This window comes from Rhodococcus sp. IEGM 1370 (assembly GCF_033142325.1).
Taxonomy (GTDB): Bacteria; Actinomycetota; Actinomycetes; order Mycobacteriales; family Mycobacteriaceae; genus Rhodococcoides.
Map to the genome: position 1 here is coordinate 96,295 of NZ_JAWLRY010000008.1, position 19,893 is coordinate 116,187.

21 protein-coding genes are annotated in these 19,893 nt (G+C 64.8%); 12 read left to right on the forward strand and 9 right to left on the reverse strand.

From position 1 onward, the window contains the following. The first annotated feature begins 25 nt into the window (after positions 1 to 25). From R4P47_RS13110 to R4P47_RS13130, 5 genes are all read left to right on the forward strand, one after another. The gene (locus R4P47_RS13110; RefSeq protein WP_317784949.1) at positions 26 to 1,468 is read left to right on the forward strand and encodes a CYTH and CHAD domain-containing protein; all 1,443 of its coding nucleotides are present in this window, start codon (positions 26 to 28) and stop codon (positions 1,466 to 1,468) included. Between the two features lie 80 nt (positions 1,469 to 1,548). Next, positions 1,549 to 2,673, forward strand: a complete 1,125-nt coding sequence (locus tag R4P47_RS13115; RefSeq protein WP_317784950.1) for a hypothetical protein — start codon at positions 1,549 to 1,551, stop codon at positions 2,671 to 2,673. 151 nt (positions 2,674 to 2,824) lie between these two features. Then, positions 2,825 to 3,112: an ANTAR domain-containing protein gene (locus R4P47_RS13120; protein WP_128645712.1), complete on the forward strand. Its 288-nt coding sequence runs from the start codon at positions 2,825 to 2,827 to the stop codon at positions 3,110 to 3,112. Between the two features lie 140 nt (positions 3,113 to 3,252). Beyond that, positions 3,253 to 4,221, forward strand: coding sequence for an Hsp70 family protein (locus tag R4P47_RS13125; protein WP_317784951.1), 969 nt, complete (start codon positions 3,253 to 3,255; stop codon positions 4,219 to 4,221). Between the two features lie 50 nt (positions 4,222 to 4,271). Further along, a complete protein-coding gene (locus R4P47_RS13130) occupies positions 4,272 to 5,387 on the forward strand; it encodes a fused (3R)-hydroxyacyl-ACP dehydratase subunits HadA/HadB (protein WP_411567334.1) in 1,116 nt (371 codons plus the stop codon). A gap of 279 nt (positions 5,388 to 5,666) precedes the next feature. Here R4P47_RS13130 and R4P47_RS13135 read toward each other — a convergent pair whose 3' ends face one another. Continuing rightward, a complete protein-coding gene (locus R4P47_RS13135) occupies positions 5,667 to 6,062 on the reverse strand; it encodes a VOC family protein (RefSeq protein ID WP_317784952.1) in 396 nt (131 codons plus the stop codon). Then, a complete protein-coding gene (locus tag R4P47_RS25110) occupies positions 6,059 to 6,223 on the reverse strand; it encodes a CGNR zinc finger domain-containing protein (protein ID WP_411567335.1) in 165 nt (54 codons plus the stop codon). The genes R4P47_RS13135 and R4P47_RS25110 overlap by 4 nt, the downstream gene beginning before the upstream one ends. A gap of 258 nt (positions 6,224 to 6,481) precedes the next feature. Here R4P47_RS25110 and R4P47_RS13140 point away from each other — a divergent pair, with 258 nt between their 5' ends. Then, a complete protein-coding gene (locus R4P47_RS13140) occupies positions 6,482 to 6,922 on the forward strand; it encodes an Hsp20/alpha crystallin family protein (RefSeq protein WP_317784953.1) in 441 nt (146 codons plus the stop codon). A 22-nt stretch (positions 6,923 to 6,944) separates the two neighbouring features. Here R4P47_RS13140 and R4P47_RS13145 read toward each other — a convergent pair whose 3' ends face one another. Both R4P47_RS13145 and R4P47_RS13150 read right to left on the reverse strand, forming a co-directional pair. Then, positions 6,945 to 7,835: an alpha/beta fold hydrolase gene (locus R4P47_RS13145; protein WP_317784954.1), complete on the reverse strand. Its 891-nt coding sequence runs from the start codon at positions 7,833 to 7,835 to the stop codon at positions 6,945 to 6,947. Next, positions 7,829 to 9,058: a lipase family protein gene (locus R4P47_RS13150; RefSeq protein WP_317784955.1), complete on the reverse strand. Its 1,230-nt coding sequence runs from the start codon at positions 9,056 to 9,058 to the stop codon at positions 7,829 to 7,831. The genes R4P47_RS13145 and R4P47_RS13150 overlap by 7 nt, the downstream gene beginning before the upstream one ends. 86 nt (positions 9,059 to 9,144) lie before the next feature. Between R4P47_RS13150 and R4P47_RS13155 the strand changes: the two genes are divergently transcribed. Further along, positions 9,145 to 9,900, forward strand: a complete 756-nt coding sequence (locus R4P47_RS13155) for a TspO/MBR family protein (RefSeq protein ID WP_314145128.1) — start codon at positions 9,145 to 9,147, stop codon at positions 9,898 to 9,900. A gap of 36 nt (positions 9,901 to 9,936) precedes the next feature. Here R4P47_RS13155 and R4P47_RS13160 read toward each other — a convergent pair whose 3' ends face one another. Beyond that, entirely contained in the window at positions 9,937 to 12,285 is a 2,349-nt protein-coding gene (locus R4P47_RS13160; protein ID WP_317784956.1) for a transketolase-like TK C-terminal-containing protein, read from the reverse strand. 268 nt (positions 12,286 to 12,553) lie between these two features. Continuing rightward, positions 12,554 to 13,183: a TetR/AcrR family transcriptional regulator gene (locus tag R4P47_RS13165; RefSeq protein WP_317784958.1), complete on the reverse strand. Its 630-nt coding sequence runs from the start codon at positions 13,181 to 13,183 to the stop codon at positions 12,554 to 12,556. A gap of 118 nt (positions 13,184 to 13,301) precedes the next feature. Between R4P47_RS13165 and R4P47_RS13170 the strand changes: the two genes are divergently transcribed. The 5 genes from R4P47_RS13170 (at position 13,302) to R4P47_RS13190 (ending at position 17,220) form a co-directional block, all read left to right on the forward strand. Further along, on the forward strand, positions 13,302 to 13,937 hold the full coding sequence (locus R4P47_RS13170; RefSeq protein ID WP_317784959.1) for a VOC family protein: 636 nt from the start codon (positions 13,302 to 13,304) through the stop codon (positions 13,935 to 13,937). 14 nt (positions 13,938 to 13,951) lie between these two features. After that, the gene (locus R4P47_RS13175; RefSeq protein WP_317784960.1) at positions 13,952 to 14,878 is read left to right on the forward strand and encodes a fumarylacetoacetate hydrolase family protein; all 927 of its coding nucleotides are present in this window, start codon (positions 13,952 to 13,954) and stop codon (positions 14,876 to 14,878) included. Continuing rightward, entirely contained in the window at positions 14,875 to 16,653 is a 1,779-nt protein-coding gene (locus tag R4P47_RS13180; protein WP_317784961.1) for an FAD-dependent monooxygenase, read from the forward strand. Before R4P47_RS13175 ends, R4P47_RS13180 begins: the two co-directional genes overlap by 4 nt. 206 nt (positions 16,654 to 16,859) lie before the next feature. After that, entirely contained in the window at positions 16,860 to 17,003 is a 144-nt protein-coding gene (locus tag R4P47_RS13185) for a hypothetical protein (protein ID WP_317784962.1), read from the forward strand. Positions 17,004 to 17,007: 4 nt separating this feature from the next. After that, complete coding sequence (locus R4P47_RS13190) at positions 17,008 to 17,220, forward strand: hypothetical protein (protein WP_317784963.1); 213 nt, start codon at positions 17,008 to 17,010, stop codon at positions 17,218 to 17,220. Here the strand turns inward: R4P47_RS13190 and R4P47_RS13195 are convergent. The 3 genes from R4P47_RS13195 to R4P47_RS13205 all read right to left on the reverse strand — a co-directional run bounded on the left by R4P47_RS13195 (position 17,201) and on the right by R4P47_RS13205 (position 19,804). Beyond that, a complete protein-coding gene (locus tag R4P47_RS13195; RefSeq protein ID WP_317784964.1) occupies positions 17,201 to 17,899 on the reverse strand; it encodes a TetR/AcrR family transcriptional regulator in 699 nt (232 codons plus the stop codon). The two genes, R4P47_RS13190 and R4P47_RS13195, sit on opposite strands and share 20 nt — an antisense overlap. Before the next feature lie 351 nt (positions 17,900 to 18,250). Beyond that, positions 18,251 to 18,685: a GNAT family N-acetyltransferase gene (locus tag R4P47_RS13200; RefSeq protein WP_317784965.1), complete on the reverse strand. Its 435-nt coding sequence runs from the start codon at positions 18,683 to 18,685 to the stop codon at positions 18,251 to 18,253. A 66-nt stretch (positions 18,686 to 18,751) separates the two neighbouring features. Beyond that, positions 18,752 to 19,804 carry a YihY/virulence factor BrkB family protein gene (locus R4P47_RS13205; protein WP_317784966.1) on the reverse strand — a complete coding sequence of 351 codons (1,053 nt, stop codon included), beginning with the start codon at positions 19,802 to 19,804 and terminating at the stop codon, positions 18,752 to 18,754. Positions 19,805 to 19,893: the final 89 nt, after the last annotated feature.

Here is a 19,893-nt window from a genome sequence, read left to right on the forward strand (position 1 = left end):
CGGTACTCGAGGCAGGATGAGCAGTATGGAGTCGATTCAGACCGAGCGCGAAGACAAGTTCGACGTCGACGCAGATTTTCAGTTGCCCACTCTCGCTTCACTGGTGCCGACCGGCGGCGCACTGGTGTCGAGCGAGACCGACCTGAGCAGTGAGTACTTCGACACTGCCGGCCACGACCTGTTGCGACGCGGAATCACGCTGCGGCGTCGTACCGGTGATTCCGACAACGGCTGGCATGCGAAGGTCCCGGCGGAGAAGGCGCGGACCGAGATTCGGCTCCCCCTCGGCAACGGTGCGCACAATGCGGTGCCGGACGAGCTGAACGACGTGCTGCGCGGTGCGGTGATGGGCGCGGAGTTGTCCGCGGTCGCGACTCTGACGACGCGTCGAACCATTCACACCGTGTCCGACGCCGATGGGGCCGTGGTCGCGGAAGTTGCCGACGACGAGGTCTCTGTCGTTCTGATCGGCGGGGCGACCGGTCCGCAGTGGCGAGAGGTCGAGGTGGAACTCGGACCCGCAGGTTCGGAGTCGTTTCTGAAGAAGGCGGGCAAGGTACTGCGCGCTGCCGGAGCTCGGCCGTCGGCGCATCCGTCGAAGTTGGATCGGGCACTGTCGGTGGTGCGCCAGGTGCCCGCCGAACCCGGGGCTGCGCTGCTGGCGGACTACCTCGACGATCAGGCACAGGCGATCGTCGCCGGCGATGTCTACCTGCGTCGAGGGCTGGATCCGATCCATTCCACGCGGGTGGCGATTCGGCGATACCGCAGTACCCTCCGTGTGTTCGGGAGTCTGTTCGAGGACGAGCCCGCCGCACAGCTCGAGGCCGAACTGTCCTGGTATGCAAGCGTTCTCGGCGAGGTCCGCGATCGTCAGGTGCAGCGTGCTCGGTTCGCTGCGGCGTTGCGTGAACTGCCGCCCGAGCTGGTGCTCGGGCCGGTGGCGTCGCGCATCGAGAACGATCTGCTGGCCGAGCAGATTCGGTACCGCGAGGCTGCGATGACCGAACTCGACGGAGAGCGATACCGCGCGCTGCTCACGACGCTGTCGGAGTGGTCGCGCGGGCTACCGATCGACGGTGAGGTCACCGACCGAGTGTTGGTAAAGCTTGCGCGCAAGGCCGGCAAGAAGGCGATCGATCGCACGAAGAGTGCCGTGCGCGGTACCGACGACGAGGCATTGCATCGCGCACGGAAGGCGTCGAAGCGCGCGCGGTACGCGGCCGAGTTGGTCGCGCCGGTGGTGGACAAGAAGGTGTCGAAAGCGAACATCAAGCACTTCAAGACGATTCAAGAGGTGCTGGGAGAGCATCAGGACGCGGTGATCGCGGCCGAAATTCTGCGGACTCTCGGCGCGCGGGCAGGAACGACGGCGGGGGAGAACGGCTTCACCTTCGGCCTGCTCTTCGAGCGCGAGCGCCGTGCCGCCGAGATGGCGCGGGACGAGGCGAGCAGGTTGGAGTTCTGATCGCAGAAACCGGTGTATTTCCCCGATTCGAGGGTCGAAGGGTACTCTGAGTCGGAATCGAATCGGGGGAGTCGACCATCATGGCCATTGCGCTCGGGGTGCACGTCGGTGTCGAAGAAGTGTCTGCCTCGCTGGTCGAGGCCGATCTGCCCGAACTCGGGCCCATTTCCTCTCGCACCGTGTCCGTTTCCGCGGTCCCCGGCGGTGTCGGTGACGCCGTCACCACCATGCTCGGAATCATGAGGGTTCAAGCTGCCCAGAACGACTTGCTGATCAGCGGTTCTGGAGTGGTCTGCGACAGCATCGCGCTCTGCGGGATCGTTCGCGCCGCTCTGGCCGCCCATCATGTCAGCGACGTCGGGGTGGTGGATGCCGGAGATCCACGGCTGGATGCCGACTATTCGCTGGACATCGCGGCGGCACTGATCGGCACCGCGGCTGCTGCCATCGCGTGGACGGGCGAGCCGGTGGCCGTCCCTGCGGAGGCCGTCGACGAGGACTGGAGTGGTTCCGAGAGCGATGTGGCCGGTACGCCACGCAGCGCACGACTGACGATGATCGGTTTGGGCGTCGCGGTTCTGGCCGCACTGAGTGGAGCCACGGTGTGGGCACTGTCGGCGGCCGGTCCGACACAGAATCCCGTGGTCGACACCGCGGACGTCGCGGAGATGCAGTCGGGCGGAGACGGCGAAGCCGCGTCGTCGTCGGTGGCGGTGGTCGCCGATTCGGCGGTCCCACCTCCTGGCCCGTCGGCCGTTCCGCCCGTCGAGGCCGGGTTGTCGGAGGCCCCCGTGTACGGGCCGATGCCGGTCGGTACCTGGAGTGAAACAGTCCCGGTGGGTCCGGTCCCCACCACGTTCGGCGAGGTGTCTTCGGGTGGTGGCAACTCCGGTGCCGTCGGTTCGGGTGGCGGCAGACCCGGCGTGGTCACCGGCGGAGGCGGAAACGCAGGCAGTGGCGACTCGGACGGCGATGCGGGCGGCGGCAACTCGGGTGGTGGTGATTCCGGTGGTGGTGATTCCGGTGGTGGCGACTCGGGTGGTGGTGACTCGGGCGGAGAGGAAACGCCGACCGTCGATCCTGCGCCCGAGCCGGAACCCGAACCCGAGGTGCCGTCCACGGACCCGTCCGAGCCGACCACCGAGGTTCCGGAGCCCACCGAGCCCACCGCCGATGCAGAACCGCCGGCGGATCCGGTCGAATAGTCTCCGATTCGTTGATTCCATTGTGAGCGAGCGGCTTTGATACTTGGACAAGTCCTTCGCGTGACGGGTATGTGAATTCGACTCCGACACCTGAACTTCTGCTCACGCGTCGCTACCATCGAGTGATCGACCAGTAGACGGTGAGTATCCGATGACCGACCATCCCGCAGCAGAACCGGTGACCCGCACGACCATCGACAGGGCGGTGGGTGTTCTCATCGCGCTGCGTGGCTGTAGTCCGGAGGATGCGTTCGCCGAGCTGGCGGCGCACAGCTTCCGTTTCGACGTCTCGCTCGTGCAGTCTGCCCGCTCCATCGTGGCGGCTGCGCGTGGGATGGATTCGGCCAACGGTGTCGCCTGTGCGGCGATGACGTCGGCGCAGGAGGAATGGGGTCCGCTGCTGGCGGACCGTCGAGATCCTTACGATCACGTCGCCTGAGACCCGACTGCACGCGTCCTGCTGCTTGTTATATCTCCCAAAGCAAACCAAAAGTTCATTCAAATACGGAGATTGCTGTCCAGGCGGCGGTTCGACGGCTACTATCGGCAGGTCGGAGTAGCCAGTCGAGTCGAGGAATCATGAGAACAGTCCTTGGTGTTTCGGTGGGTTCCGCCACTGCCCGAGGGGTCGCAGTCGATGCGATCGACGAGTCGGTGCGGTCGGCCCACATCGTTCACTCGTTCGATCCTGACGACCACCTTCAGGTCGCCATCGATTTGCTGGACTCCATGTCACGCGACCAGATGGTCGACAGAACCGACATCGTGTTGGCCGTACCCGACGATCCAAGTGCTCGCGCGCGTACGTCCGCCTACTCCACGTACGAGGCCGATCGCCTGCTGGTCGCCTCCGAACTCGGAGCTCAGCTGCGGTATCTGCGGGGCACGGGCCAGCTCGAGGGCGCTCGTACCGTCGCGGTCTGTGACGTCGGGGCATCCGGTACCACGGTGTCCGTCGCGGACCCGGTCACCGGTACGGTCTTCAGTTCGGTGCGCACCACGCTGTTCGGAGGCAACAGCTGCGACGAGCAGGTCGCACGCTACTTGCTCTCGACGTACGGAGCGGACGAGTTGGCGTCCGATCACGCCCGAGCACAACTGACGGTGTCGGTCCGCACGGCACGCGAGCAGCTGTCTCGATTGCGGGTGGCGGAAGTCGCCGGACCCTTCATCGGTGGTCCGGTCAGGCTGTGGCGCAACACCTTCGACGATGTCCTCGAGCGCAGCATTCGCTCGTTGGAGGACTGGGTGGCCAGTGTCATCGTCGACGCACCCTGTGCCGTGCACGCCCTGGTGATGGTCGGCGGCTGCGCCAACATCCCGACGCTGCGGCGCCTGTTTCGTCGTGATCTGATGCTGCCGGTCGTCGCACCTGCCAATCCGGAGTCTCTCACCGCGCACGGTGCGGCTCTGATGGCCGTCGACGCGGTCGCGTCGCGCCGACATCGCCCGCGTGGTGCCACGATCGCCAACGTTGCGCCGTCGCAACACGCCTCGATGGTGGGCATGGTGGGCTACCACGACTCACCGCGACACCGCTCGGCTTGAACCCTCCGGCCTGGCCAACGAACGCCGTTGTTGGGTAAGTTGCTCGGGTAATGGTGAACAGTGGGGTACGAGACGGTGGGACAACAGTGGCAGAGCAGGTAGCGGAGTCCGGTACGGCAGCAATCGACGGGGAAGCATTCGATCCGGCGGAACATGCTCGGAGCATGGTCGGGTACCACTACCGCACCGAGGACTACTACGAGGTGGGCCGCGAGAAGGTTCGTGAATATGCCCGCGCCGTCCAGGATTTCCACCCCGCCCACTGGGACGGCGACGCCGCGGCCGAGCTGGGTCACAGTGCCCTCGTCGCACCCCTGACGTTCATGTCGCTGGTCGGCACCCTCGCGCAGAAGAAGCTTCTCCAGTCCATCGCCGAGGGCTACGACCTGAGCCAGATTCTGCAGACCGATCAGGTGCTGGTGTTCCAGAAGCCGATCCTTGCCGGCGACCAGCTGACATGCGATGTCTCGCTCGACTCGTTCAAGACGGTCATGGGTCGCGACATGATGGTCACCAAGAACGTCGTGTCCAACCAGAAGAACGAACTGGTGCAGACCACGTACACCACGCTCCTCGTCGGTCGGTCCGGCGAGATCGATCCGGCCATCTCCGAGTCCGCGAAGAACCTGGTGATGTTCGGTGCGACGACGGAGACTGCCGTGTCCGAGTCCGAAGGGCACGACACGCTGTCCACTCCGCAGGAACACGAGCCACTGATCGTAGAGGAGTACCGGGGTCGGCCGACGCAGAAGTTCGACGACGTGAACGTCGGAGACGAACTGCCGTCGCGCACGGTGCGCCTGACCCGCGGTGACCTGGTCAACTACGCGGGCGTTGCCGGCGATGCGAACCCGATTCACTGGAGTGAGGAGTTCGCCAAGCTGATCGATCTCGAGAACGTGCTGGCCCACGGAATGCTCACGATGGGCGTCGGCGGCGGCTACGTCACCGAGTGGCTCGGCGACCCGGGTGCTGTGAAGGACTACACCGTCCGCTTCACCACCCCTATCCCGGTGGACACCCACAAGGCCGCCGAAATCGTCTTCACCGGCAAGATCAAGTCCAAGGACGAAGCGACGCGTACTGCAGTGATCTCACTGGGCGCGACATTCGAGGGCAAGCGAATCTTCGGTCACCGCGCTACGGCAACAGTGCAATTGGGCTGAGTGCCTGCGGCAGTGGTGTGGTTGAGTGCCCCGGGTGGCGCTCAACCACACCACTCGATATCCGTTGTCCGCGTATCGGCTCCCCAGTTTGGGATATGTGACTCCGATCGGCGTCGGGTATCCGAATGTGGGGAGCTGATGTGTCGGTGGGGGCGTGGATGTGTGGGTGGCGTCGCAATCTACGCCCCGGTTCGGAATCTACGCCCCCTGCGGGGGGTGTGGATTGCTGCTAGGGGCGTAAATGTGTCGGCTGAACTCCCTGTTCGCGTATCGGCAAGTTCATGCCCCCACGAAGATGCAGAATGGATGGCCGGCCGGGTCGGCATAGATTCGGATCGGCTCTTCCGGATCGTCTCGCAGATCTCGTAATAGTTGCGCACCCAGTTCGATTGCGCGCGAATGCTCTTCGTCGAGTTGCTCGACGGTGTCGACACGGAAGTCCAGGTGCAACATCTGGGGGTGTTCGCCGTCCGGCCACGTTGCGGCCGGTAGTGCGTCGACCTGCTGAAACGCGATTCGCCACGAACCGTCGGGTGCGGTGATCGCGAGCCAGTCCGGATCGATCGGCTCGGCGTCGCCGGGGACGTACTCGAATCCCAGTAGTTGCCGGTAGAACTCGGCGGACTCGCGGGTGTCGGTGCAGTCGAGGACCACTTGATGTACCGGAATGTTCATGATCTGCCCTTCTTGACGGCGTGGTGCCGTGCCGCGCGCGCCCGATTGCCGCATGCGCCGCAACACCATTGCTGATTGGGTCGATCCTGCAGAAACAGTTGACCGCATCGCGGGGCTTCGCACAACGCCAGGCGATCACGATCCGGCCCGTTCAATATCATGACGACGATGGTTCACGCCCTCGCCGAGCGTGAGCAGCGTTTCGGTCCGCAGGTGATGTGCGAGGCGGGCGGCCTGTCGAACGTCTGTAAGTGCCTGCGGCAGTGGTGTGGTCGAGTGCCATGGGCGGCACCCAATCGCACCACTGCGCAGCAATTCCCCCTTGGCACTCTCCGGTGGAGAGTGCTAATTTGGGTCTCGCACAGTGAGAGGCGGCCCGCCGCTGGGGCGGACGCATCGTCGTACAGGAGGTGGTTGCTGTGCTTCGCTTCGATCCGTTCCGTGACCTCGATTCGATTGCTGCCGGGATGCTCGGCGCGACCAGTGGTTCGGACCGTGCACCCAGGTTCATGCCGATGGACCTCTACAAACTCGACGACCACTACGTTCTCAACGCGGATCTGCCCGGTGTCGATCCGGGCTCGATCGATGTCGACGTCGACCGCGGCACTCTCACGTTGACCGCGCATCGCACCGCGCCCACCAGTGATGGCGTGCAGTGGCTTTCGTCGGAGCGATTCGCGGGAACCTATCGCCGCCAACTCTCGCTCGGTGACGGTGTCGACGCGGAGAAGATCTCGGCGTCCTACGACAACGGCGTGCTGACGGTGACGATTCCCCTCGCGGCCCGTGCCAAGCCACGCAAGATCGAGATCGCCCACGACAACATACAACGAACCATCGAGACCCAGACGAGCTGATCCTGCGCCGACGAGCTCGCAGTTATGCAGACGGATCGGACCCGAAACCCTGCGTAACTGCGAGTTCGGCGTTGGTCAGGATCGCGGCGGCGGCAGCATCCGGTGCTTGGGTCGGAATCCAGTGCGACACTTCAGGTAACGCCGTAAACGTGTAGTGCGCGTCGACGTAGCGTTGGGAACCCTCGACGGCGGATTGTCCGATGAACGTGTCTCCGTCACTCCACACCATCGATGTCGGCACGGTGATGCGCAGACGGCCGATGCCCGGGTTCGAGAACGGCAGTCCGCGGTACCAGGTGATCGCGTGGTGCATGGCCCCGTAGTCGACGACCTCCTCCGCAGTTCTGGCGAGATCGGACTCGCTCATTCCGCTCTTCTCGTACCACTTCTCGGCCCTCTGGCCCGGTCTCGTCATCCATCGCTCGGGCAGGATCGGCAGTTGGAAGAACGCGAAGTACCAGGAGAGTCGGAACTGCTTCGAGGTGAGCAGGGCAGTCATGAAGGCACCCGGGTGCGGAACCGAGAACGCCGTCAGTGACGCAACGAGCCGAGGGTGTCGGCCTGCGGTGACCCAGGCAATGTTCGCTCCCCAATCGTGTCCGACCAGGTGAACCGGCCTGCCGATGAGGTCGATCAAGGCGACCACATCGTCCACCAGTGCTCCGACCCGATACGCGCGCCGACCGTTCGGCCGAGCGCGCGGCGAGTAGCCGCGCTGATCCGGGGCGATCGTGCGCATTCCGGCATCGTTGAGTATCGCCATCACCGCAGACCATGACGATGCTCGTTCGGGAAATCCGTGCAGCAGCAATACGATCGGGCCGTCGAGCGGTCCCTGGTCGAGGACGTCGAACACGAAACCGTCGCGCGTGTATTCGGTGATTCTCTCCATCGCGGAGCCGGTCGTCAGCATGTGCTGGGCACCGATTGGCCTGCGAACACGGCAGCGAGGAATTGCATGGCTGCTTCGTCGCTGACGTCGTGACCCTGCTCGGGCTGTTCCTGCGCGACGATCGGATCGCCTAGGGCACAGGCCTTTCGGACTCCCTCGGCGGTCCACTGCGGCAGCACGATGTCGTCCTTCGCGCCGTAGGCCACGAACATCGGCACCTCGGTTCGCACCTGAGGGAGTGTGTAGCGATCGATCACGTCGAGCAGCTGTTGCCCGGATTGTGCTGAGTCGGCAGCGAATTCGTCCGGTGCCATCGCCTCGACGGCTCGCTGCTTGCCTTCGACGTCTCCGCCCGAGCAGGTGAGCAGGAGCTCGTTGTTCTCTTCCGCGACGCTGCCGCTGTAGTTCTTCGGGTCGATGTCGGGGTCGACCTGTTGTGCGCCGTAGAGCACGGACGGCATCAGTTCTTTCTGCGGTGTGGTGAGGGTTCCGTCCATTCCGGCCTGCACCAGCGGCTTCAGGTCGGTCGGCGGTGACAGCGACACCGATCCCACCAGGTCGAGGCCCTGACCGTAGGTGGCGGCGAGTTCGTTTGCAGCCCAGGATGCTTGGCCGCCCTGCGACAATCCGACAGCGGCCCAGCGGGCGGACGTATCGGGCAGTGCGGTGTGGGCTGCGCGGGCCGCGTCGATCATGTTGTGTCCCGAGGTGCGCGGTTCCAGGTACGGGTGGGTGCCGCCGCCGGTGCCCAGGCCCTGGTAATCGGGCAGCACGGTGACGTATCCGAGTTCGGTGAAGTCCTGCACAGCGAACTGGTAGCCGAGCAGGTCGGGATACAGGGTGGGTCCGCAGTCGGCCTGCACTCCGGTGGTGCCGTGCCCGTAGACGACGATCGGCCAACCGCCCTCGGGCGGGGTGCCTGCCGGAACGGCTGCCACTCCGGAGACCGCCGTGGGGGAATTGTCGACACCCGAGGTGGACTCGTAGACGAATCGGTACAGCGTGGCACCGGTGGCGGAGAGCTCCGTCGATCGATCGCCGAAGTCCTCGGAATCGAGAACGGTGCCCGGCACTCCCGTGAGGTCGTACTGCGGGGCCGGTGCGGTCGTCGTCTCGGCGGGCGTGGTCGCGGGCTCGGATTCAGGTGTGGAGCTGCACCCGACGAGCGCGGTCACCGCGCAGGTGGACGCCGCGAGTGCGGCCCCGACGCGTCGAGTGCGGCTGGGTCGGCTGATGGCATTCACTCCCGCGTGTCTACCAGACCGTGGTCGTCGCCCGGCAACTCGGCGGCGGTGTTTGCGACCACCGCATTCGGGGGATCAGTGCTGCTATGAAAATCGTGGTCGTCGTCAGTGCGCTCGTGGCAGTGGTGGTGTCGTTTCTCGGGTCGGGTGCGTGGATCGGAACGCCCATTGCCGAGGCGGCAGGTGGCGCGCTCAGTGCCACGTCGACGCTGGTGGCACCCGCCGGCCCTGCGTTCTCGATCTGGTCGGTGATCTACACGGGGCTGATCGCCTATGCCGTCTGGCAGTTCCTACCCGGCCGCAGCGCACGTCACGACGCGTTGCGCGCACCGATCGTTGCGTCGATGTTGCTCAATCCGGCGTGGATTCTCGCGATTCAAGCCGGGCAGGTGTGGTTGAGCGTGATCGTCATCGTCGCGTTGCTGGCGGTGCTCGCCCGCGTGTTCGTGCTGATGCAGCAGCATCGGCCGGAGGGCATCGCCGACGCGGTGGTCACCGACGGAACAATGGGCATCTACCTCGGGTGGGTGTGTGTGGCGACGATCGCCAACATCTCCGCATGGCTGGTGAGTCTCGAATTCACCAGTGGCGCAACGGTGTGGGCGGTCATCGTGCTGGTGGTAGCAGCTGGTGTCGGGGTGTTTCTGGCCCGGTACTCCGGCGGTGCGGTCGCACCGATGCTGGCGATCGTCTGGGGTCTGGGATGGTTGGCGCAGGGCCGCTTCTCCGGTGAGGTCGTCGATACGACCGTCGGCTGGACAGCCGTTCTCGCTGCAGTGGTGGTCGCAATTGCCACGGTGGGCATCAGGTTTCGCACCCGTGAGGCAGTCTCGGTGCGCTAGTGCCCCGCGACGTCGGGCAGACCCTGCAGAGCTGCGTCACTGACCGGTGACATCCAGTGCGGCCTCGACGATGGAGTCGGTATCGATCCTGTGGTGCTTGTACACCTCGTCGAGTGATCCGACCTGCCCGAAGTTGCTCACTCCCAACGACGTCGACGCCACACGGTTTACGGTCGCGAGGAACGCGAGTGTGTGCGGGTGGCCGTCGAGCACGGTCACCATCGGTGTCGCCCGATCGGCGGGGAGCAGTTGATCGAGAATCCACGACTCGCCGACTCCGCGTCCCTGCCGTGCTTGCAGGGCTCGGTAGAGCTCGCCCGGGCTGGTGATGCACAGAACGTCTGCGATCACACCGATCTTGCTCAATCGCTCGGCAGCCTCGAGTGCTTCGGTGATCACGGCTCCCATGGCCGCGATGGTCACCGTGGCACCGTCTCGACGAACCAGCGGATATCCGCCGGCAACTACCTGGCGGCGTCGACGTTCCCTCGCCGCAGGATCGGTGGGGACGTCGGCCTTCGACTGGTCGACGGGTCGCGTCGACAACCGTAGGTAGGCCGAGGTTCCGTCGGGCCGGCCGAGGCGCGCGATGCTGGCGAGCAGGGTCCATTCGACGTCGATGGCGAATGCGGGTTCGTAGCTGATGCAGCCGGGCTGCTCCAGTCCGATGGACGGGGTCTTGATCGATTGGTGCGCACCACCTTCCGCGGCCAGTGTGACACCGGACGGCGTGCCGACGAGGATCGACTGTCCACCGGCGTAGATGCCGTACGACCACGGCTCGAGGGCACGTTCGACGAACGGGTCGTACATGACGCCGATCGGGAACAGCGGCTGTCCCCACCGGCTCCATGTGGCACCGAGTTCGCCCATCAGTCCCACGAGGTTGGTCTCGGCGATGCCGAGTTCCATGTGCTGACCGCTCGGCCCCTCGCGCCAGTGCATGATCGTTTCGGCGTCGTCACCGAACCAGTCGTGTCGATCGGATGAGGACCACACGCCGACCTTGTTGACCCAGCCACCGAGGTTGGTGGTGGAGCTGACGTCGGGGCTCACTGTGACAATCCTTTTCGCTGCCTCCGGGGCCTCGCGGGTGAGGTCTATCAGCGTGCGGCCCAGTGCGGCCTGTGTGGTGGCGGTGCCCTTGGGGGTTCGGCCGATGTCGGTGGGAACGGCGGGAGGAGTCGACGCCGGAATCGGTTCGCGGCGTAGCCGCTCCGCGGTGGCGGCGCACAGTCGGCCCGGTGCGCTGTCGTGCTCGAAGCGGCCCCACGGCGCAGCGGGATCCAGGTCGAGGCTGCGTGCGAGCTCGGCGTACTCGTCGACGGTCAGCAGCGAGGAGTGATTCTGCGGATGTCCCTGGGTGGGCAGTCCGAAACCCTTGACCGTGTACGCGACGATCACGGTCGGTCGGGTGTCGTCGATGCGAGAGTAGGCCTCGCGCAACGCATCCAGATCGTGTCCGCCCAGGTTGCGAATCGACTCGGTCAACACGGTGTCGTCGAGGTCGGCGATCAGGTCTGCGATGGTCTGCGCGTCCGGCCCCGATCCGGGCAGCCGGGTGCGCACTTCGTCGGCCGTGCAGCGCAGCAGCCGTTGGTACTCGGGGTTCGGCATGTCCAGGATTCGGGTGCGGAGAGCATCGCCACCGGGCCGAGCGAACAGGTCTTCGAGCAGTCGGCCGAATTTGACGGTGATGACCTGCCACCCGGCGGCGTCGAACATCTTCTCGAGACGGCGGGCGGCGATGTTCGGCACAACGCGATCGAGGGACTGACGGTTGAGATCGACAATCCAGACGATCTCGCCGAGTTCTGCGATACCCGGGTCGATGATCGCTTCCCACACGGCACCTTCGTCGAGTTCGGCGTCACCGACCAGTGAATACTGCCGTCCGCTGAAGCCGGTTCGTGCGGAGTCCTCCGGGCCGAAGCGGTCTTCGACGAAGCGTCGCGACATCGCACCCCAGATCGGTGCGGTGGCACCGATTCCCACCGAACCGGTCGAGTAGTCGACGGTGTCGGGGTCCTTCGAGCGCGACGGGTAGGACTGCAGACCCCCGTAGGCGCGGAGCGTCGTCAGATACTTCTCGTCCAGTTCGCCGAGGAGGTAGTTGATCGCGTGCAGCACCGGGGAGGCGTGGGGTTTGACCGACACGCGGTCTCCCGATTGCAGTTGCTCGAACCACAGCGACGTCATGATCGACACCATCGACGCACACGATGCCTGGTGTCCGCCGACCTTCAGTCCGGTGGGGTTCGGTCGAATCCGGTTGGCGTGGTGGATCATCGAGGTCGACAGCCACAGCACTCGCTGCGCGATGTCGTGCAGGTCTTCGCCTTCACCGATCGGCGATCGGCGGTCGGCGGGGCTGATGCTGGTCATGACGGATGGCTCCTGAATCGACGATGAAGAACGTCCTGATGCCGGCCGAGGCCGAAGGGCACGTGAGAAGAGCGGACGACGCGGGACCGAGTGTGGTCCAGTGGTCCGGGCGGGCGTTCGGGTTGCGAATCGCCGGATGGGTGCAACTGAGCTGCGATGGGGGACAGTGGACCAGCCGCTTCCCCTGCTGCGCAAGTGATGCGTCAGAAACCGTGCAGATTGCACGGTTCAGGGGCACCTGCTGCGACGAAACTTGGTCGTATTGACCTCATTCGTCTCCGTCGGGACGAGGATGCGTTGCCCCCACGACCGTCTCGAAGGTGTCGACGACCAGTTCGACCACCGCATCGAGTTCGAGGTCGGGGGTGTCGAAGTACGCATCGGCAGTCCGGTCCAGAAAGCCGGTCCACCCGGAGATCGCGGCACTCTGTAACGGAGACAGGGGTTCCGAGAGTTCGGCGAGGGCTGCCACCTGGCGGGCACCCTCCGCGCGGGCTTCCCGGACGGCGTCTTCGACGACGGAATCGCCCAGTTCTCCCTCACGAATCACCCGGACGTAGAGGGCGCGGTGACGTTCGAGGAACTCGATGTGGCGTCGGACGAAGCCTTCCACGCGAGCCCGCACGGATTGCTCAACGGCCTGGGGTTCCTGGAATTCGGCCAGCTTCGTCAGGACGTCGGCCAACGCGGCCGCGACGAGCCCCTGTTTGTCGGTGAAGTAGTAGAACAGCAGCCCGTGGGCAACCCCTGCGCGACGCGATATCGCTGCTGCGCTGATGTCGGCACTGTTGCCCTCGGCCAGTAGCTCGATGGCGGCGTCGATCAGGGCCTGGCGACGGTCCATCCGGGGACGGGCGCGGCGGGACCGCTCGGCACCGGGGGACGCGTTGCTCGACACCGATCCGACATTAGTGCACTAACGGCCTGCCTGTTTGACCGATCATCAATATATTGACCGATAGTCAAACCCGTCGTAGCGTAGGTCACATCAGCGTTGCCGAGGAGAGGCGAGTTCGATGAGTTCGACGCAGGAAGAACAGGGCCGCGCGCCGTCGCGGGTCGGACCCGACTACATCGCCCACTGGGTGGTGAAGTCCGCTCGTACCGAGGAGATGGTGCGGTGGTACGGCACGGTGTTCGGTGCCGAGATTGCGTACCAGGACGAGCAGATCACGTTCTTGACCTGGGACGACGAGTCGCATCGCCTGGCGATCGTCGCGGTGCCCAAGCCGGTGCGGTTCTTCTTCCCGCTGGCCAAGCTTCGGCGCAAGGCCTACGGAATCGACCACATCGCGCTGACCTTCGTCTCACTCGAACGGCTCCTCGAGAACTACGTCCGGCTCAAGCGTCTGGGCATTCTCCCGGTGTGGTCCATCAACCACGGGCCGACGATCTCGCTCTACTACGAGGATCCCGACGGGATTCGTCTCGAGTTCCAGGTCGAGAACTTCGACCCCGACAACACCGCGGCGTTCTTCTTCACCGAGGAGTTCGCGAAGAACCCGATCGGCGTCAACATCGATCCCGATTATCTGCTCAGCCAGCTACGCAACGGCGTGCCCCACGAAGAGCTTCGTCGGCGCGAAGCCGGAACTCGGCCCGGGCGTCCGGTGATAGCCAACAAGAAGACCATCACACCGAAAACTCTGTAGGGGACTTCAAAGCTATGCCTGTCAACGTAATTCGTACCGCCGATGCCTGGTGGCGTCTCGACGGCGACCGTGCGATCGAGATCGACACGACGGCCGAGACCACCGGGCAGCTGCTCACCGACCGCGACGCCATCACCGCGGCGTCGGGCCCGGGCACGAATGTCGCCGAACTCGAGCTCGTCTCTCCCGTCACCGCTCCGTGCCGGGTGGTGGCGCAGCTGCTCAACTATCGGTCGCATGCCATCGATGCCGGCTCGGACCCGAAGACTCTGCAGCCCACGTTCTTCCGCAAGTCGTCGGCCTCGATCAGTGGACCCAACGATCCCATCAGGCAGCCACCCGAGGTCGCTCTGCTCGATTACGAGATCGAACTGGGGGTGGTGGTCGGAGCAGAAATTCCGATCGGAACAACGGTCACCGACGGCACGTTGTCGACGTACGTCGCCGGGTTGGTGGTCGCCAACGACGTCTCTGCGCGTGAGATCCAGCTGACCAAAGTGCAGGTGTACGAGAGCAAGTCGTATCCCACGTTCACGCCGCTCGGTCCGCGGTTGGTACTCCTCGACAACGACGAACTGCGCCGAATCCCCGAGTTGCACCTGAGCCTGGCCGTCAACGGAGAATCGCGTCAGGATCAAACGATCGGCAACGACCTGATCACTCCACCCGCCGAGGCGCTGACCAGGTTGGCCAGGTTCCAGAACATGACGGCCGGCGATGTGCTGCTGACCGGCACGCCGATCGGCACAGCCATTTCTGCTCCGCCGAAGTTCGTGCAGAAGGTCGGTGAGTTGATCCCGCCTGCGCTCAAGTGGAAGTTCTTCTTTGCGCGCCAGGCGAAGAACCCCAAGTATCTGTCGGTGGACGACGTGGTCACGGCCGGCATCAGGACCGCGGACGGCACCATCGATCTCGGCTTGCAGAGAACCGTGGTTCGATGACCGAACCCGTCGTCGTCATCGGGGCGGGTCCTGCGGGAACCACTGCAGCACTTCTGTTGGCTCGCAGGGGAATCCGGAGTGTCGTACTCGAGCGTCGGGAGAAACCACTGTTCCATCCGGCTGCGCATGTGATCAATGCCCGCACGTTGGAGATTTGGAACGAGTACAGCCCGGAGCTGGCGAAGTCGATCGCTGCGATGTCGCCGCCGCACGAGACCGTCAACCTGATCAGCTGGTTCGGCGGTCTGGCCGATGGCGCGATCGGGTCGATCGATCTGCTCTCGGATCCCGAACGCAAGGCCATCGTCGAGAGCCAGAGCCCGTTCATGGTCTCGCACATCGGCCAGCACATTCTGATGCCGGTGTTGTGGGACGCGATCGAGGCGGAGCCGTTGGTCGATTTTCGTCGCGGTGTCAATGTGCGGTCGGTCGACCCGGCTGTGGACGGTGTCCGTATCACGGTGGCTGGGGATTCCTCCGAGATACAGGCCCAGTACGTGCTCGCGTGCGACGGCGCGAACAGCCCGACTCGTGATGCGGCCGGAATCTCCCTGTCCGGGCCGGTTCTGGCGAACATGGGTAGTGCCTTCTTCACGTCCGAGACGCTCTTCCCCGACGACGCACGGCCGTTGCTGAGCTGGATATACACGCCCGAGCTGTGTGGAGTGCTCATCGCCCACGCCGACAATCGATACATCCTGATGACGGCGTATCTACATCCCGAGCAGGAGATCGCCCGGAGCAGCAAGCAGTTCTGGGCCGAGACGCTCCCGAAGGTGCTGAACGGCAACGACTTCGAGTTGGAGTCGACGGGCACGTGGGTGATGACGTCGCAGACGGCCGACAGCTTTCGGCGGGGGCGACTCCTGCTGCTCGGCGACGCTGCGCATCGGTTCCCGCATACCGGCGGCTTCGGGCTCAACTCGGGAGTTCAGGACGCCCACAACATCGTCTGGAAGCTCGACGCTGTCCTGTCGGGAGCCGCGTCGGATTCGTTGCTCGACACCTACGACACCGAACGTCGCCCGGTGGTGGAGAAGTTCGCGAAACAGAGTGTGGACAACCACTTTCGGATGGATGCCATCGGGAAGAAGGTAGGCATCACCAATGCCATGCTGGCCAAGGCCACCACTGCGATGGACCGTGCGCCGCTGAACAAGATCCCCGGTCGATTCATCGCCCCGCTCGCTGCCGCGGCCACGCGAAAACAGATGAGCCGCTCCCGCAGGCTGAACCCACAGGTCGCCGGAGCCGCCGGGTTGCGGCAGCAGATCGCCGACGCCATTCCGCTTCAGGTGGAGCACTTCGTGTCCACGGGCCTGCAGTTCGGTTACCTCTACTCCGGTCCGCTGATCTCGCAGGACTCGTCGAGCACGCCGGCCGAGGACGTCGTGGACTACGTGCCCACCACCTATCCCGGTGCCCGCCTTCCGCATGCGGTGCTGTCCGTGGACGGCACGCTCGTGGACGCGCACGACGCTCTGGACCGGAACAGGTTGACGCTGTTGACGTTTGCCGGTGACGAGTGGGCTCCGGTGGTCTCGGCGTTGGATGCAGCCGGGCCAGGAGTGGTCACGGTTGCGGCCGACGCGCCTGCGGGTGTCGACCGTGATCAGCTGATCGACCTGTACGAGGTGGGCGAGGTCGGGGCCGTGCTCGTGCGACCCGACGGACACGTTGCGTGGCGTACCGCAGATTCGGCGTCCGAGGCAGGGGCGTCGCTCACCGGCTTTCTGGATTCGCAGTGGGCCCCGTACTTCGCCGCCGCCAAGTGAGGCCGGGGTACCGATCGTTCGGTGGTGACCGCAGGAGCGGGTGAGTCCCATTCCCTGGAGCGGCGTCAGCGATGTTCTGATCGGCAGCGGGCACCGCGTCGGAGAAAAGGCCGTAGGGTCGGTGTCACGCCGCTCGTTCAGCGCACACAATGGTTCAGCGAAACCGAACCGACCCGCTTCATCGAAGGTCGAGAAGGTCGAGTCTCATGACCGACACACCTATCCACGACGAACTCCAGAAGTTCATGAAGATGAGCACACGCGGTAGTGATCGAAACGTCGAACCCGTAGTCGTGTCGGTGCCTGCCAAGGTGGCTGTGCACGCCCCCGCGCGACACCACCGGGCCTGACGGCATGGCCACTGCACGAGAGAAGCAGGACGAGGCCCTTGCCGTCTACCGGCAGGCGAAAGATCGCGAGCACGTACTCGCCGATGTGCGCGGACAGTCCGACACCGATGTTCCGTTGCGCGTCGACCTCGACGATGCCGAGATGCGCGGTGCGATAGACGCGGACATATCGGCGCAAGAGGCGCTGAGCGTGGCGCTCAGGGCCGAGGACGACTGACTCCGGTCGGCTGGTCGAGCGGCTGGACAGTGGGGTCGATGGCTGCGTGCACTCCGCCGCTGTAGGACGTCGGAAGTTCCCGGCTGCACAGTGTTTCGGCCTCCTCGGCGGAGATTCCCAGTGCCCGCAGGACCCGTTGCGTCGTGCCGTCCACGGTTGCCGCTTCGTCGCGCTCGGGTTGGGCGAGCAGCAGTCGTCCGATGGACAGCAGTGAACCGGCCACGATCGCGAGTGCGACATCTGCGTCGTCCACATCGAATCGCCCTTGAGCGACGGCTGATTCGATATCGCGGCGTGAACGCGGTGCCAGGCCGCCGGCTGCGGCGAATGCCGCAGGCTCGGAATTGAGCAGCACGAGACTCAGTTGCGGCTCGAGGCGGAAAAGTCGTCCGGACAGCCTGAAGGACTGGGTGAACTTTTCGACCGGGTCGTCCAGGCCCACGGTGAGTGAGTCGAGGTAGTCGCCTGCGGATTCGAGGGCCGCGTCGATGGCCGCCTGCCACAGCTCTTCTTTGGTCTCGAAGTAGTTGTAGAACGATCCGTTGCTGACGTCGGCGGCTTGAGTTATCTCCAGAACGGGTGCGTTGGTGTTGCCGCTCGCCAGGAAGCCTTGCGCGGCCCGGACGAGAGCGGCTCTGGTGCGAGCCTTTCGGCGCGCGACACGGTTGCCTTCGACCACGGGCTGCTCCTACTCGACAGGTTGTGAGGCCAGCCTATCGCCTGTCAAATATGACGATTTCGTCAAAAACCTTGACTGGCGACGCTCTCATGGGTGACGATATCGTCATAAACTGACTTGCATCGAGGACTTGCACATGACCCATGTTGATTCGATTCAGCGGCGCGATGATCGTCGGACGATCTCCCAGGAGGAGGGCGGATCGTGTCCGCAACTCTCGCTCCACTCGACGCCGTCGCGGCGGGGATCCCGCCCATCGAGCCCAGGAGCGGAGCAGATAGTGCGCAGCTGTCTCCCCGGGGGTCGCGCTGACGGCACCGAGAGCGCCGATTGCACCAGTACGACGCAGACTCAATCGGCGCGGGTGAGCATTTTCACGTGCGGGATTCCCGCTTCCAGGTATTGCTCTCCCACTCGAACGAATCCGAAGCGCCCGTACCAGTTTTCGAGGTGCGCCTGCGCGGAGATCTCGACCACCCCGGGGTATGCCGTCAATGCGGCCTCGACGAGTTGTCCGGCATAACCGCGGCCACGGGCCTGAGCTGCGGTCGCGACGCGGCCTATGTGGACCGTGTCGTCGACGAGCACGCGAAGGGTGGCCAACACCTCGGCGTCCTCGTCCTTGATCCAGAACAACTCCGTCGTCGAAAGTAGGTCCGCGCCATCGAGTTCCGCCTCGTCGACGATCTTCTGTTCGTGTACGAATACCTCGACCCGAAGCGCCATGATGCGGTACAGGGCGCTCGGGTCGACGCCGGCGAGCGGAGCATGGTGAAGGGTGGGCATAGGGTCCGTTTCGTCAGGGGAGTCGGACGATCCTCGCACGTCGGCGGTGAGATACACAGGTTCGGATCACTGCTCCGGGTTGTGTTCCTCCCGCAGTTTGCGACCCTGCTCGACGGCCTCTGCATCCTTTTCGTCGTTCTTGTCCGACACCCGGGTGTCGCGCGGCGGCAGTTGCAGTCGCTTCTCGGCGACGATGCCCGCTTGGAGCTGGCGGCCACGTTCGAGTTCGGAATCCAGCTCGGCACCGAAGAGCAAGGCCAAGTTGGTGATCCACAGCCAGAGCAGGAACACGATGGCCCCGGCGAGCGAGCCGTAGGTCTTGTTGTAGCTCGAGAAGTTCGCGACGTAGAAGCCGAAGGCGACGGTGGCCAGGATCCACACGATGATGCCCACCGCTGCGCCGGTACTGATCCATTTGAACTTGGGCTGCTGCACATTCGGCGTTGCGTAGTACAGAATCGCGACGGCGAGCACCACCACGATCAGGACCAACGGCCAGCGAGCGATGTTCCAGATCGTCAGCGCGGTATCGCCGAGTCCGACGGCGTCGCCCACAGCTTTGGCCACGGGCCCGCTGATCGCCAGCATCACGGCGGCGAGCGCGATGAGCACCAGCGCGATGAGCGTCACCAGCAGCATCACCGGGCGCAGCTTCCAGATGGGCCTGCCCTCGTCCACCTCGTACATGCGGTTCATCGCACGGCCGAATGCGCCGACGTAGCCGGACGCAGACCACAGCGCACCGGCGATTCCGATGATCAACGCGAAGCCCGCGGTGGGGGCCTGCACGAGCTGTTCGATCGGTCCGCGCAGGGTGTCCACCGCCGATTGGGGTCCGAGATCGCCGACGACCTGCAGCACGCCGTCGACCGTCGCCTGGCCTTGGCCGAACACGCCCAGTAGCGAGACGATCGCCAGGATCGCCGGGAACAACGACAGCACTGCGTAGTAGGTCAGCGCGGCCGCGAGATCGGTGCACTGATCGCGGGAGAACTCTCGGGCCGTCTTCTTCAGCACGTAGATGAACGACGGCTTGGTCAGATCGGTGGGGGAGTCCGCTTTGCGCGGATCGTCGGGATCGGCTTCGGTGGGCGCTGGGCCAGTTGCTTTGTCGACCATTGGTGGCGCGTACCCCGGCTGAGCCCAGGGAAACGGCGCGGTGGGGTCCGTTTTGTCGCTGCAGCGTCGGGTAACCGAGTGTTCGACGC

Excerpts from the sequence above, each read along its gene's own strand:
- R4P47_RS13160 (WP_317784956.1), bottom strand. The coding sequence starts at position 12,285 with ATGACCAGCATCAGCCCCGCCGACCGCCGATCGCCGATCGGTGAAGGC.
- R4P47_RS13115 (WP_317784950.1), top strand. The coding sequence starts at position 1,549 with ATGGCCATTGCGCTCGGGGTGCACGTCGGTGTCGAAGAAGTGTCTGCC.
- R4P47_RS13175 (WP_317784960.1), top strand. The coding sequence starts at position 13,952 with ATGCCTGTCAACGTAATTCGTACCGCCGATGCCTGGTGGCGTCTCGAC.
- R4P47_RS13120 (WP_128645712.1), top strand. The coding sequence starts at position 2,825 with ATGACCGACCATCCCGCAGCAGAACCGGTGACCCGCACGACCATCGAC.
- R4P47_RS13180 (WP_317784961.1), top strand. The coding sequence starts at position 14,875 with ATGACCGAACCCGTCGTCGTCATCGGGGCGGGTCCTGCGGGAACCACT.
- R4P47_RS13130 (WP_411567334.1), top strand. The coding sequence starts at position 4,272 with ATGGTGAACAGTGGGGTACGAGACGGTGGGACAACAGTGGCAGAGCAG.
- R4P47_RS13125 (WP_317784951.1), top strand. The coding sequence starts at position 3,253 with ATGAGAACAGTCCTTGGTGTTTCGGTGGGTTCCGCCACTGCCCGAGGG.
- R4P47_RS13155 (WP_314145128.1), top strand. The coding sequence starts at position 9,145 with ATGAAAATCGTGGTCGTCGTCAGTGCGCTCGTGGCAGTGGTGGTGTCG.
- R4P47_RS13190 (WP_317784963.1), top strand. The coding sequence starts at position 17,008 with ATGGCCACTGCACGAGAGAAGCAGGACGAGGCCCTTGCCGTCTACCGG.
- R4P47_RS25110 (WP_411567335.1), bottom strand. The coding sequence starts at position 6,223 with ATGATATTGAACGGGCCGGATCGTGATCGCCTGGCGTTGTGCGAAGCC.
- R4P47_RS13135 (WP_317784952.1), bottom strand. The coding sequence starts at position 6,062 with ATGAACATTCCGGTACATCAAGTGGTCCTCGACTGCACCGACACCCGC.
- R4P47_RS13200 (WP_317784965.1), bottom strand. The coding sequence starts at position 18,685 with ATGCCCACCCTTCACCATGCTCCGCTCGCCGGCGTCGACCCGAGCGCC.
- R4P47_RS13145 (WP_317784954.1), bottom strand. The coding sequence starts at position 7,835 with ATGCTGACGACCGGCTCCGCGATGGAGAGAATCACCGAATACACGCGC.
- R4P47_RS13110 (WP_317784949.1), top strand. The coding sequence starts at position 26 with ATGGAGTCGATTCAGACCGAGCGCGAAGACAAGTTCGACGTCGACGCA.
- R4P47_RS13170 (WP_317784959.1), top strand. The coding sequence starts at position 13,302 with ATGAGTTCGACGCAGGAAGAACAGGGCCGCGCGCCGTCGCGGGTCGGA.
- R4P47_RS13205 (WP_317784966.1), bottom strand. The coding sequence starts at position 19,804 with ATGGTCGACAAAGCAACTGGCCCAGCGCCCACCGAAGCCGATCCCGAC.
- R4P47_RS13185 (WP_317784962.1), top strand. The coding sequence starts at position 16,860 with ATGACCGACACACCTATCCACGACGAACTCCAGAAGTTCATGAAGATG.